The organism is Paraburkholderia sp. MM5477-R1 (assembly GCF_050436385.1).
Lineage (GTDB): Bacteria > Pseudomonadota > Gammaproteobacteria > Burkholderiales > Burkholderiaceae > Paraburkholderia > Paraburkholderia tuberum.
In genome coordinates, this window is record NZ_JBNDMC010000003.1 from 1,129,719 (window position 1) to 1,142,761 (window position 13,043).

Genomic DNA, 13,043 nt, shown 5'->3' on the forward strand with positions numbered 1-13,043 from the left:
ATTAAGTACTTTGCTCAATGTCGACAGGCGGCGGGCTCGCCGTGCATATCCGGCGAACCCTCTTTCGATCGCTTCCAAACGCGCGCCAGCCGCTTGACATCCGCGCGGCGCGAAACGACGCTAGCTGGCGATCCCGTCAACGTCGTCGTCCGGATACCCGCCGTCATGCGACTCTGCCTCGTGGTCCTTGCCTCCGCCGGCTGGCTGGCCGGCGTTCACGCCGCGAGCGCGAGCGCGCCGCTCAACCTGGACGATCCCTACACCAACGAAGGCGAGACGCAGACCTTCACCGTCAACACTGACGGCTCGTATGCGAAGCTCGATTCGATGACGCTGCGCGTGAACAACGAAGCCGGCGTCGAGCGGGTCGCTCAGCAATACGTCTGGTTCAACCGCAACATGGCCGACGTGCTGATCCTCGAGGCCTACACGGTCACCGCCGACGGCAAAAAAGCGTCACGACGTTGCGCCCGAGCAGATCCGCGACGTCCAGGAAGTCCGCTCGTTCGACGCGCCGATGTTCCAGGACATCCAGGAAAAGGTGATCGTGTTCCCCGCGGTCAAACCCGGCGCGCGTGTGCATCTGACGTACCGCAAGACGCAGCGTCAGCCGATAGTGCCGGGCGAATTCAGCGACTTCACGCCGCCCGAACTCGCGCCGACCCGCAACTTCCGCCTGATCTACGACCTGCCCGCCGACAAGCCGCTGTATGCGGACGCGCGCGGCTTCAGCGCAGTGACACCGGTCACGCGCGACGGCCGCACGCGTTACGAATTCCGCTATGACAAGGCACACTTCGACCGGCTCGAACGCGGCTCGGTCGCGTACGTGTCGTACGGTGATCGGCTGATGGTGTCGACCTTCCCGAGCTATGCCGCGTTCGCCGCCTCCTATCGCAGCTCCGCGGCCGACCCGGGCGCGCACGACGTCGCGATCACCCAGTTCGCGCAGCAGCTGAGCGCGCACGATCACACCCCACACGACAAAGCCAAAACGCTGTACGACTGGGTTCGTCGCAATATCCGCTATGTCGCGATCTACGTCGGACGTGGCGCCGTCGTGCCGCACAGCGCGAGCGCGATTCTCGCGAACCGCTATGGCGACTGCAAGGACCACGTCGCGCTCTACGGCGCGCTGCTCGACGCGGTCGGCGTGCGCAACGAGCCGGCGTTGATCAGCAGCGGCACGATCTACACGCTGCCGAGCGTCCCGGGCTATGGCGTCATCAATCATGCGATCACGTGGCTACCCGATTTGCAGATGTACGCGGATTCGACCGCGTCGAACGTCGAATTCGGTTTTCTGCCTTCGTCCGACATGGACCGTCCTACCGTGCTGATCGGCGACGGCGTGCTCGCGCAAACGCCGGCCACCGCGCAGATGTCGCGCAGCACCGATCTCGCGATCAAGATCGAACCGGATGGCTCGGCGAGCTTCACGTATCGGCTGCAGGATGCCGGGCCGTACGCCGAGCAGGCCCGCGCGCGGCTGCGCACGCAAACGCCCGCGCAACGCGAGGAATCGATTCAGGCCGAGTTACGCAACGCGAATCTGCGCGGCACCGCGACGCTGACGACGAGCGACCTCAGCGCGGCCGACGGCCCGCTCACGCTGACGATGAAAGGCACGCTCGAGAGTCTCGTGGTGACCGGCATGACGGCCTCGATTCCGGCCTTGACGAGCCTCGGCGGCGGCGTCGAAGCCGACACGCGCTACTGGCTCGGCGAACGCAAGCGCACGCAGCCGTTCGTGTGCCACAACCTCGCGATCCACGAACGCGCGCGCATCGAACTGCCGGCCAATTTCCGCGTGCTCGACATGCCGGAGGCGCAACGCACGCAGGACCGCTTCGTCGATTTCACGTCGCAGTACGCGTTCGACCCGCGCAGCAACGTGGTCACGATGACGCGCGACGGCGCCACCCATTTCGACAGCGACGTCTGCACGCCCGACGATTTCACGCGCATGCGTCCCGCGATCGAAGCGATTGGGCGGGACGTGCGCGCGGAGGTAATCGTCAGATCGACGTTGGTGGAGTCGTCGAATGTGGCGTCGCAGGCGCCTTGACCGTCAAGACGTCAAACCGGCCACAACGGCCCTTCCTGCATCGCGCCGATCTGCTCGCGCATCTCGAGGATGCGATCTTCCCAGTAGCGCTGCGTGTTGAACCACGGAAACGCGGCTGGAAACGCCGGATCGTTCCAGCGGCGCGCGAGCCATGCCTGATAGTGAATCAGCCGCAACGTGCGCAGCGCTTCGATCAGATACAGCTCGCGCGGCTCGAATTCGCAGAAATCCTCGTAACCGGCGAGCAGATCGGCCAGCGCGCGCGACGCCTCCGCACGCTCGCCCGGCAGCAGCAGCCACAGATCCTGAATCGCGGGCCCCATGCGGCTGTCGTCGAAATCGACGAAATGCGGGCCCGCGTCGGTCCACAGCACGTTGCTCGGATGACAGTCGCCGTGCAGACGCAGCCTGCGAATCTCGCCAGCCCGCTCGAACGCACGCGCGACGCCTTCGAGCGCGAGATTCACGACGGTTTCCCACGCGGTGCGCAGATCGTCGGGAACGAAACGGTGCGCGAGCAGGAAGTCGCGCGGCTCGTAGCCGAACGTGTCGATGTTTAGCGTGGGACGTTCTACGTAGTCCTCGGTCTGCCCGATCGCATGAATGCGTCCGATGAAACGCCCCAGCCATTCCAGCGTGTCGCGCCGGTCGAGATCCGGCGCGCGACCGCCGCGTCGCTCGAAGACCGAGAAGCGGAAGCCGTCGAAGCTGTGCAGCGTGCGGCCATCGAGCACGCGCGCGGGCACGGCTGGGATCTCGCGCGCGGCGAGTTCGGCAACGAACGCGTGCTCTTCGAGAATCCCCGCGTCGCTCCAGCGCTCGGGACGATAGAACTTCGCGACCACGGGCGGACCGTCTTCGACGCCGACCTGATACACGCGATTTTCATAGCTGTTGAGCGGCAGCAGACGGCCGTCGGTACGCACGCCGGTCGTTGCGAGCACGCCGTCGATCGCGTCGAGCACGGTTTCCGGCGTGAGCCGCGCGAATGGCACGGCGCCATCGGCGCCGGCCTCGGGATAGGAATTGTCGGGAATGGTGTCGTTCATGCCCCGCATTGTGCGCCGCGCCGCGGGTAAAGACGAGGGCGACGACTCACAATGCGTGGGTGGCATCGCTAGAAATACGGGCTGATTTGGGACGCGCCGTGAATCGACGCGCGCATCGGCCCACGGCGATGCTGGCGAGCCGAGCTCACCTTACAGCATCACTACAGCCCGCACCTGCGGGTCACACAACGGCAATGAGCAACCGGTAAGCCTCTCGTTCAATGCGTCTGCGCGCCGGCCGGACGTATCAGGTCGCCGGTATCGATCAGATCTTCCAGGAAAAAGGGTTCGGTATTGAGTTGCTGCGAGGCGCCGGGCTCGCCGGCGTACCATGCCACCATCGCCATGTCGCCAAGAATGCGCATGACGATTCCGCGCGCGCCTTGCGGCACGGCGATATGTACCGATCGGACAATGGAACCGACTTCCATGATAATTCCCCGCTTCCCTTAGCCGGCTTTATGATTTCACGCCGGTCGAGGTGATGATAAAAACGCCGCTTCGCATTTGACGTTGCGTGCGCACTTAATCTGTCGCGCGCATGGCGCGTAAGAGGTTCGAGTCATTGTTCCCGCTTTGCGGGGCTTTGGGAAGGCGAATAGAAGGCTTTCACCCGTCGTTTCGCCCTATTCCCATTACGCTGAGCACGGCCGATTATCTCGGCGTCAGACGTCGTAATGCAGACCATCATAAACCCTGCGGGGGGAGACATCAAAAACGTGCATTGCCGGAACGATCTGCCAGATGCGGGCGCCGCGCGGCTTCGCACCTGCCTTCGCGCCGAGGTGCGCGCCTGCGTTTCGGATCCGCGCGGCGCGCTCGCCGCTCATTTCATTCGTCTGCGCTAGTCATGTGGATCGTTCGTCTCGCGCTACGGCGCCCCTATACGTTCGTCGTGCTGGCGCTGCTGTTGCTGATCGTCGGACCGTTGACCATTCTGCGCACGCCCACCGACATCTTTCCGAACATCGATATTCCGGTGCTCTCGGTCATCTGGTCGTATAACGGCCTGCCCGCCGACGAAATGGAGCGGCGCATCGCGCTGAACTACGAGCGCGGCTTGTCGGTGGCGGTCAACGATATCGAACACACGGAATGTCCACGCTCGATATCGTCGACCGCATCAAGACGATGATGCCGACGCTGCGCAATCTGGTGCCGCCGTCGCTGAATATCGATCCCGTCGCCGACCAATCGCTGTTCGTGCGTGCATCCGTGCAGGGCGTATTGCGTGAAGCGCTGATCGCCGCGTGCCTGACGGGCCTGATGATTCTGCTGTTCCTCGGCAACTGGCGCGCGACGCTGATCATCGCGGTATCGATTCCGTTGTCGATGATCACGTCGATGATCACGTCGATCATCGCGTTGTCCGCGCTCGGTCAGACGATCAACATCATGACGCTCGGCGGCCTCGCGCTCGCGGTCGGGATTCTCGTCGACGATGCGACCGTCGCGATCGAAAACATCAGCCATCAGCTCGAACAGGGCAAGACGCTGGAACAGGCGATTCTCGACGGCGCGCATCAGATCGCGATTCCGACGCTGGTGTCGACGCTGGCGATCTGTATCGTGTTCGTGCCGATGTTTCTGCTCACCGGTGTCGCGCACTATCTGTTCATTCCGCTTGCCGAAGCGGTGGTGTTCGCGATGCTCGCGTCGTACTTCTTCTCGCGTACGCTCGTGCCGACGCTCGCGAAGTATCTGCTGCGCTATCAGCACAAGCCCGCGGATTTACATCACACACCGGTGCAAACGCGCAATCCGTTGATGCGCATGCACTACGCGTTCGAGCGCGGTTTCTCGCGTTTGCGCGAGCGCTACCGCGTATTTCTTGAAGCGCGTGTCGCGCGACCGGGACTGTTCGTCACGCTGTTTCTCGCGTGCCGACTCGGACATCCTGATCACGCTGAACCCTGATCATCATCCGAGTGCCGGGCGACGACGCGCTCGTGCATCCGTCGACGGCGACTTCGGGGCGACGCGGGCGCCGGCGCCGGGCAGTGAAGCCGGGGCGCACGGCTAGCGCCGGGAGACAGGCGCGCGACATGTTGCGGATGGAGCGCTGCGGGTCACCATTGGCACGCCGCGTTGCCCGCGACGCCGGCTTGAAACGCGTTTTCAGCGTATCCTTAACACTTTTGCGCGTTTCCGTGTGACCCAAGGAGTTTTGTTGTGACCCTGCCGCCGCCATCCCAGCGGACCGCATCTGCCGTTCCCTCCCGCGGCGCAGCTTCAGCTGCTTGCGCAAGCACCACCACCGTGTCGGACATCCCTTATCTCGAACGCGGCTCGCGCGCGTACTGGCGTGCCAGCCTCGCGCTGCTGTTCGCCGGCTACGCGACGTTCTCGTTGCTCTACTGCGTGCAGCCGCTGCTGCCGTCGTTCTCCGAAGCGTTCAACGTAACGCCGGCGCAAAGCAGTCTGTCGTTGTCACTATCCACTGCTGCGCTCGCGCTCGCGATCTTCGTCGCCGGTTTCGTCTCCGAGGGTTGGAGCCGGCACAAGTTGATGACGCTGTCGCTGACGGTGTCGTCGGTGCTGACGATTGGCGTATCGGTCGCGCCGCACTGGCACCAGCTGCTCGTGCTGCGTACGCTCGAAGGGCTCGCGCTCGGCGGCGTGCCGGCCGTCGCGATGGCTTATCTCGCCGAGGAAGTGCATCCCGACGGCCTCGGCCTCGCAATGGGCCTGTACGTCGGCGGCACGGCGATCGGCGGCATGGCCGGGCGGGTCATCACCGGCGTGGTCGCGGATCTGTTTTCGTGGCGCATCGCGATCGGCACGATCGGCGTGCTCGGCCTGCTGTCGATGCTCGCGTTCCGCGCGCTGCTGCCACCGTCGCGCCATTTCGTGCCGCGCCGCGGGCTCGGCTTCGCGCATCACCGCACGCTGCTGTTGCGCCAGTTCACGCGACCGGGTCTGCCGCTGCTGTTCCTGCTCGGCTTCGTGCTGATGGGCAGCTTCGTCACGCTGTACAACTACATCGGCTACCGGCTGCTCGCGCCGCCGTATCGGTTGAATCAGACGGAGATCGGCGCGATTTTCATCGTCTATCTGGTTGGCGTGGTCGCGTCGCCATGGTCCGGGCGCATGGCCGACACGTTCGGCCGCGCGCGCGTGCTGATCGGGAGCCTGCTGCTGATGGTGTTCGGCCTCGCGCTGACAATGCTGCATCCGCTCGCGGCGATCGCGACCGGTATCGCCTGCGTGACGTTCGGGTTCTTTGCCGGGCATTCGGTCGCGAGCGGCTGGGTCGGGCGTCTGGCGAAAGACGCGAAAGGCCAGGCCGCTGCGCTGTATCTGCTCGCGTACTACATCGGCTCGAGCCTGGTCGGTTCGTATGGCGGCCATGTGTGGGCCGGTCATGGCTGGAACGGCGTCGTCGGGCTAGTCGGTGCGCTGCTCGTGATCGGCTTGATCGCGGCGAGCCGCCTGCGCGGGCGCGAATAGCCCGGCGTATCGGTCGCGTTGCGCGGTGCAGGCACCGCGAGCCGGCCGCAATCAGCCAACCCGCATGGATCGGCGGCAAAACGAAAGGCTTGCGTAAGCGAACGTTTGATATTTTCCGCCGCGTTTTGTTGCGCCGCGCCAATCGCCGCGGGCCGCGCCGCGCCTGGGTTCAGCAGCTTACGAATAAGCGCCGACGCGCCGGCTTGCGCCGTCGCGCCGCTCCATCGGTCTCCTATACTCGATTCGTGCAATGGCGCGGCATGATTTCGAAGCCGCGGCCTCTGCCGGAACGACATAGCAACCAACCATCCCGCAGGGGAGGAGACGAAGATGACCTACTTTACGATCGGCGATTTCATCCTGGTCATTCCGATGGCATTGGCGGGCGCGCTATTCGTCGGCGCGCTGCCCTGCAAGACCGAGTTGCGACACAACGGGCTGCGTGTGCTGGGCGCGCTGATCGGTGTGATGTGCGCGGTGGCGCTGGTCGAGGGTCTGCCGGCGCTCGTGTAGCGGCGCGGCGAAATACCTGCAGAAAAGCCGCACGCTGAGCGTGCGGCTTCGTTTTGCCCTTGCGTCCGTCCGCCTGTTGTGCGGACGGCTCCTCACGCGATCAGATCGCCTGATCGGTCGACGGCTTTTCCCACAGATTGATCCCGCCTTCGGTCGCATAGCGATCGATTTCAGCGAGTTCGTCGGCCGAGAATGCGAGCTTCTTCAGCGCGCCGACGTTCTCGCGCACCTGCTCCGCGCGGCTCGCGCCGATCAGCACCGAGCTCACGCGTGGATCGCGCAACGCCCACGCGAGCGCCATCTGCGCGAGGCTCTGACCACGGCGCTGCGCAATGTCGTTGAGCTTCCGCACGTGCTCGATGTTCCGCGGGCTCAGATGCTCGTCTTTCAGCGAACCGCCGCCCGGCTTGTTGACGCGCGCATCTTCCGGCACGCCGTTCAGGTACTTGCCGGTCAACAATCCCTGCGCGAGCGGCGTGAACGCGATCGTGCCCGCGCCGACTTCATCGAGCGTATCGAGCAGGTCGTGTTCGATCCAGCGGTTCAGCATGTTGTACGACGGCTGATGGATCAGCAGCGGCACCTTGTATTCGGCGAGCAGCTTCGCCATTTCGCGCGTCTTCGCCGACGAGTACGACGAGATGCCGATGTACAGCGCCTTGCCCTGCTGCACCGCGCTCGCGAGCGCGCCCGCGGTTTCCTCGAGCGGTGTATGCGCGTCGAAGCGATGCGAATAGAAGATGTCGACGTAATCGAGGCCCATGCGCTTCAGGCTCTGATCGAGACTCGCGAGCACATATTTGCGCGAGCCACCGCCCTGGCCGTACGGACCGGGCCACATATCCCAACCGGCCTTCGACGAAATCAGCAACTCATCGCGATACGGTTTGAAATCGTCCTTGAACAGACGGCCGAAGTTGGTTTCCGCGCTGCCGTACGGCGGCCCGTAGTTGTTCGCCAGATCGAAGTGCGTGATGCCGAGGTCGAAGGCCGTGCGCAGAATGTCACGCTGCGTCGAGATCGGCGTGGTGTCGCCGAAGTTGTGCCACAGGCCGAGCGACAGCGCCGGCAGTTTGAGACCCGACTTGCCGCAGACGCGGTATTGCATGTCCGAATAGCGTTCTGAAGCTGCTTCGTAAGCCATTGCTAGTGTCCTTGTCGATGAGATCGCCCGAGGATGGCGGGCGTGAGGATTCGCGCGTTGCGGGAGGCGTGCTGCTGGGGAGATTTGTTGTTGTGGTGTCGCCGCGGTGCGGCCAGACCGCTATGTTAGCCAATCGACGCGGCGCTTGCAGCGCAACCAGTATGCGGGATGGACGAGCACGCACGGCTCACCTACACTCTGGCCGGTTCAGGTTGATGGGAGGTGCAGATGACGAAAGCGATTTCGATCGCGCTGATTGTCGGCGGTATCGTGCTGCTGTATTTCGGCGGGCAGGCATTCAATTCGGTGAGCAGCGACGTGTCGCGCTTCTTTACCGGCTCGCCGAGCAACAAGGCGATCGTGCTGATCGTCGCGGGCGTGGTGGCGACACTCGCCGGGCTGACGGGAATCGCGATGTCGGGGCGCAAGCGCTGAGCGTCGGCGCGAGGCCCGCGACCAAAATAATCTAGAACGCGATCTCGGGCTTCGCGGCCGAGCGCGTGCCGGGCAGGGGCACATTGCTTGCGCCGTGATAGGTGAACACCAGCGAGAACTTCACCTGGTCGCTCAGATTCTTGCCGGCCGAGTGCAGCGTGTTGCAGTGAAAGAACGCCACGTCGCCAGTCTTCAGCTCGGGCGACACCGCCGTGCGGATCGCGGCCTCGTTCTCGGCGAGATCCGCGCGGAAAAACTTCGCTTCGTCGAAGCGGTCCGATGTGAACGCGGCGCCGTGCGATTGCGGCACGAACCACAGCGCGCCGTTATCGACGGTTTCCGGGCCGACCGCGAGCCACACCGACACCAGATCGTCGCGCTCGAACGACCAGTAGCGCACGTCGCGATGCCAGCCGGTCAGGCTGCCGTACGCGGGGTGCTTGGTCATCATGCAGTTGTGATGCGCGCGCGACAGACGCGGCTCCTCGCCAAAATACAGCTCCATCCAGCCACGGATTTCGGACGCGGTCGCCCATTGCGCGAACGCGGGGTGACGACCGTACGCGTCGAGCAGGCGCCGCACCGTATGTCCGCCCGGAGCATCCTTCGATGACGGCGCGCCCGGATACTGCAAATCCGCTTCGAATTCGATCGGCGCCGCCGCTTCCTGCAGCTGCCGCTGCGCGATCCGCTTCAGCTCGTCGCAACGCTCGGGCGACACGAGTCCTGGCACGACGACAAAACCCTGCTCCCGCAACGTTTGAATCTGCTCTTTCTTCGAATGGAGTGACATGGCGTTCCGTTACCGTCGACTGACTGATGTTCGATTGTAAAACGGGCGCGATCGGGATGCGTTGGTTCACCGCGAGAGGCTCCTGCGTCCTGCTGATCTTTTGCGCCGGTCGCCTTCGCTTTTCGCGGCGCGCCAATGCACCGGTTTCAGGCGCGCGGCGCGCCCGCACCGCACATTCGCTGGGCAAACGCGCACGCAAATCGCCCGTAAGGGGTGACAGCAAACCGGCATCCGCGACGATTCGATCCGCGGAGAAATCTGGTTCGCGCAGGGTATTAACCGACTTTCTGACGTCACGATTCCCGTGTAGCCTGCTCGCATGTCGATCGTCGCTTACGCAGTTTTCTGTTGTGCGCAGGCCGCCAGGGCCCGTGCCGTCGGTTTCTCCGCGTTGTACCTTCGCTGCGCTGTGCGCCGTGTTTCGCGTCGCAATCTCCCGCGCCACGACCCGCAACGAATTTCCCGCTTTCAGGCCGTTCATCGCAACCCCGTCATTGGCACATATGGTGCTGTTTGTCCGTGCACATCCGGTGCACGCGCCGACGTGCGGTTCATTGCCTAAATGTGAAGCCATGCATACTCTTTTGAGCACCCGTCTTACCCGCGCCGCGCTGAAAGCGGCGCGTCCCGCGCGCCGCCATATGATGCGGGCGCTGCGCCATCATGCCGCGCGCACCCGCGCGCTCGGCGAGCAGTGGCGCGACGCGAAGGCCGTCGACGGCTTTCGCACCTGGTTCCATACGTTCTTCTCGGCGCTACGCCAGCAGAGCGGCACGCGCCGTCTGTCGCTGCGCACGCTGCTGCGCAAACCGACACCGTTGCGCCTCGCGGTCGCGAAACGCGCGCCGGCGGTGCGCACGCCTGCGAGCCGCCGACCGCGTCGCCTGTCGGCGAGCAGCGGCGGGTGGTTCGCGTTTGCGTTTGCGTTTGCGAGCCGGTGAGATTGCTGGGCCGGGGAGTTGCAGTTGCGCGTTGAGTGGCTAGACCGCTGATCTGCCGACCGGCTGGCCGTTCACCGCTGGGCCGACTTCGAGCACCGCAAGACTTCGAGCACCGCAAGACTTCGAGCGCGCCGCCTCGACGACGTGCTTCGCGCGGCGGCATCGCTACGCCATCAATGGACAAAGAAAAACCCCGCCGGCTCACGTCGGCGGGGTTTGTTTGCTTTCAAGCGGCGATCGGCTCGCCCTTATTCGGCAAGCGCCGCGACCGGCTCAGTGCCTGCCGCTTCGGCGAGTGCGAGCGCCTTGTCGGTGGCTTCCCACGTGAATTCCGGCTCTTCGCGGCCGAAATGACCATACGCCGCGCTCTTCTCGTAGACCGGGCGCAGCAGGTCGAGCATCTGGATGATGCCCTTCGGACGCAGGTCGAAATGCTGACGCACGAGTTCCGTGATCGTCGCATCCGACACGCGGCCGCTGCCGAACGTGTTGACCATCACCGAGGTCGGCTGGGCGACGCCGATCGCGTACGACACCTGAATCAGGCAGCGCGATGCGAGGCCCGCGGCCACGATGTTCTTGGCGACGTAACGGCCGGCGTACGCTGCCGAGCGGTCCACCTTCGACGGATCCTTGCCCGAGAATGCGCCGCCGCCGTGCGGTGCCGCGCCGCCGTACGTATCGACGATGATCTTGCGGCCCGTCAGACCGCAATCGCCCTGCGGACCGCCGATCACGAAACGACCGGTCGGGTTCACGAGGAACTTGATGTCACCCTTGATCAGTTCGGCCGGCAGCGTCGGCTTGATCACTTCCTCGATCACCGCTTCGCGCAGCGTGTCGAGCGCGATGTCCGGCGAATGCTGGGTGGACAGTACGACGGTGTCGATCGAATGCGGCTTGCCGTCGACGTAGCGCACGGTGACCTGCGACTTGGCATCCGGACGCAGCCAGGGCAGACGGCCGTCGCGGCGCAGATTCGCCTGACGCTCGACGAGGCGGTGCGACAGGTGGATCGGCAGCGGCATCAGTTCCGGCGTTTCCTCGCACGCGTAACCGAACATCAGGCCCTGGTCGCCCGCGCCTTGATCGAGGTTGTTGTCGTGCGCGCGGTCCACGCCCTGGGCGATGTCCGGCGACTGCTTGTCGTAGGCGACGAGCACCGCGCAGCCGCGGTAGTCGATGCCGTAGTCGGTGTTGTCGTAGCCGATGCGCTTGATCGTGTTGCGCGCGATCTGGATGTAGTCGACGTTCGCGGTGGTGGTGATTTCACCGGCCAGCACGACGAGACCCGTGTTGCACAGCGTTTCGGCCGCGACACGCGAGTACTTGTCTTGAGCGAGGATGGCGTCGAGGATCGCGTCCGAGATCTGGTCCGCGACTTTGTCGGGATGGCCTTCGGAAACGGATTCGGAAGTGAAGAGATAGTCGTTTGCCACGTTGCAGACTCCTGTTAGTGGTTACGGTTGCGTTCCACGTAGCCGACTTCGGGAGTCTGAAGCGGCGACGCTTTAGCGGATTACCTGACCGATGGACGCATAACCCATGAAAACCCATGGACCGCACCCGCCGGCTTCGCCCCGCAAGTTGTCTATTAACTCGGCGAAGCCCTTATTATAGCGACTTCCTTTGAATGTCACAGAGTCGAAACGAGTGCGGTATCACGTCAATTTTTCCGCTTTCCACAATTTCGCCCCCTGCGGCGCCGCGCGCCTGGAGGCTGCATGCTGAGCCGCTACGGCGCGAAGCTCGCGATCGGGCTGCTCAAACTCTTTGCGCTGTTGCCTTACGGATTGGTCGCCCGTCTCGGTGACGGGCTCGGCTGGCTGCTCTACCAGATCCCGAGCCGTCGCAAGCGCATCGTTCATACGAATCTGAAGCTGTGCTTCCCCGACTGGAGCGACGAGCGCCGCGAGGACGTCGCGCAAAAGCACTTCCGTCATGCGATCCGCAGCTATCTCGAGCGCAGCGTGCAGTGGTTCGGCCCGGCGAAGAAGCTCGACAAGCTGATCCAGCTCGACAGCGCGATCGACCTGACGGATCCGAACCTGCCGCCCACATTGTTTCTCGGCTTTCATTTTGTCGGCATCGAGGCCGGTTCGATCTTTCTGAACTACTCGCTGAAGCGCCAGTGCGGCTCGCTCTATCAGCCGATGTCGAATCAGGAGTTCGAGGAAGCCGCGAAAGCAGCGCGCGCGCGTTTCGGCGCGGACATGGCGAGCCGCGCAGACAGCGCGCGCGTCGTGCTGCGCTGGCTGCGCGAACGCAAACCGGTGATGCTCGGCGCGGACATGGACTACGGCGCGCGCAATTCGACGTTCGTGCCGTTCTTCGGCGTCCCGACCTGCACGCTGACCGCAGTCGGCCGTCTCGCCAAGGTCGGGCACGCACAGGTCGTACCGTTCATCGGCGAGGTGCTGCCGAACTACAAGGGTTACCGGCTCAAGGTCTTCAAACCTTGGGACGACTATCCGACCGGCGACGATGACGCTGATGCGCGACGCATGAACGAGTTTCTCGAAGAGCAGATTCCGCTGATGCCCGAGCAGTATTACTGGGTGCACAAGCGGTTCAAGACACGCCCGCCGGGGGTGCCGGGGGTGTATTGAAGGTGGGGCTGGGCTCCTTGCCAGCCGTACCGTTTCCGATG

Annotated in this window: 11 protein-coding genes and 2 pseudogenes; 7 read left to right on the forward strand and 6 right to left on the reverse strand. The window is 64.2% G+C overall.

The features are described 5' to 3' along the window. Positions 1-165 precede the first annotated feature (165 nt). Positions 166-2,068, forward strand: a pseudogene (locus OKW35_RS08465) (DUF3857 domain-containing transglutaminase family protein). Between the two features lie 11 nt (positions 2,069-2,079). On the opposite strand, the gene OKW35_RS08470 reads toward OKW35_RS08465, so the two are convergent. From OKW35_RS08470 to OKW35_RS08480, 3 genes are all read right to left on the reverse strand, one after another. After that, positions 2,080-3,126: a serine/threonine protein kinase gene (locus OKW35_RS08470; RefSeq protein WP_429551700.1), complete on the reverse strand. Its 1,047-nt coding sequence runs from the start codon at positions 3,124-3,126 to the stop codon at positions 2,080-2,082. A gap of 209 nt (positions 3,127-3,335) precedes the next feature. Then, positions 3,336-3,548, reverse strand: coding sequence for a hypothetical protein (locus OKW35_RS08475; RefSeq protein ID WP_018419122.1), 213 nt, complete (start codon positions 3,546-3,548; stop codon positions 3,336-3,338). Between the two features lie 234 nt (positions 3,549-3,782). Then, positions 3,783-3,947: a hypothetical protein gene (locus OKW35_RS08480; RefSeq protein ID WP_429551701.1), complete on the reverse strand. Its 165-nt coding sequence runs from the start codon at positions 3,945-3,947 to the stop codon at positions 3,783-3,785. Between the two features lie 20 nt (positions 3,948-3,967). Between OKW35_RS08480 and OKW35_RS08485 the strand changes: the two are divergent. From OKW35_RS08485 to OKW35_RS08495, 3 genes and pseudogenes are all read left to right on the forward strand, one after another. Then, a pseudogene (locus OKW35_RS08485) lies at positions 3,968-5,001 on the forward strand (efflux RND transporter permease subunit); the annotation flags it as partial. A gap of 375 nt (positions 5,002-5,376) precedes the next feature. Further along, positions 5,377-6,567, forward strand: a complete 1,191-nt coding sequence (locus tag OKW35_RS08490; protein WP_429551702.1) for an MFS transporter — start codon at positions 5,377-5,379, stop codon at positions 6,565-6,567. Between the two features lie 330 nt (positions 6,568-6,897). Next, complete coding sequence (locus tag OKW35_RS08495) at positions 6,898-7,080, forward strand: hypothetical protein (protein WP_090805541.1); 183 nt, start codon at positions 6,898-6,900, stop codon at positions 7,078-7,080. 100 nt (positions 7,081-7,180) lie between these two features. Here OKW35_RS08495 and mgrA read toward each other — a convergent pair whose 3' ends face one another. Continuing rightward, a complete protein-coding gene (gene mgrA, locus OKW35_RS08500) occupies positions 7,181-8,224 on the reverse strand; it encodes an L-glyceraldehyde 3-phosphate reductase (RefSeq protein ID WP_090802624.1) in 1,044 nt (347 codons plus the stop codon). 228 nt (positions 8,225-8,452) lie between these two features. On the opposite strand from mgrA, the gene OKW35_RS08505 reads away from it, so the two are divergent. Then, positions 8,453-8,659 (forward strand): DUF3185 family protein, encoded by a 207-nt coding sequence (locus OKW35_RS08505; protein ID WP_018419114.1) that lies wholly within the window; start codon positions 8,453-8,455, stop codon positions 8,657-8,659. A gap of 31 nt (positions 8,660-8,690) precedes the next feature. Here OKW35_RS08505 and OKW35_RS08510 read toward each other — a convergent pair whose 3' ends face one another. Next, positions 8,691-9,452 carry a phytanoyl-CoA dioxygenase family protein gene (locus OKW35_RS08510; protein ID WP_429490631.1) on the reverse strand — a complete coding sequence of 254 codons (762 nt, stop codon included), beginning with the start codon at positions 9,450-9,452 and terminating at the stop codon, positions 8,691-8,693. Between the two features lie 572 nt (positions 9,453-10,024). Between OKW35_RS08510 and OKW35_RS08515 the strand changes: the two genes are divergently transcribed. Next, positions 10,025-10,393 (forward strand): hypothetical protein, encoded by a 369-nt coding sequence (locus OKW35_RS08515; protein ID WP_187612087.1) that lies wholly within the window; start codon positions 10,025-10,027, stop codon positions 10,391-10,393. A gap of 248 nt (positions 10,394-10,641) precedes the next feature. Here OKW35_RS08515 and metK read toward each other — a convergent pair whose 3' ends face one another. Continuing rightward, positions 10,642-11,832: a methionine adenosyltransferase gene (metK, locus tag OKW35_RS08520; protein WP_090802193.1), complete on the reverse strand. Its 1,191-nt coding sequence runs from the start codon at positions 11,830-11,832 to the stop codon at positions 10,642-10,644. A gap of 285 nt (positions 11,833-12,117) precedes the next feature. Here metK and OKW35_RS08525 point away from each other — a divergent pair, with 285 nt between their 5' ends. Then, positions 12,118-13,002: a lipid A biosynthesis lauroyl acyltransferase gene (locus OKW35_RS08525; RefSeq protein WP_429407783.1), complete on the forward strand. Its 885-nt coding sequence runs from the start codon at positions 12,118-12,120 to the stop codon at positions 13,000-13,002. Positions 13,003-13,043 lie beyond the last annotated feature (41 nt).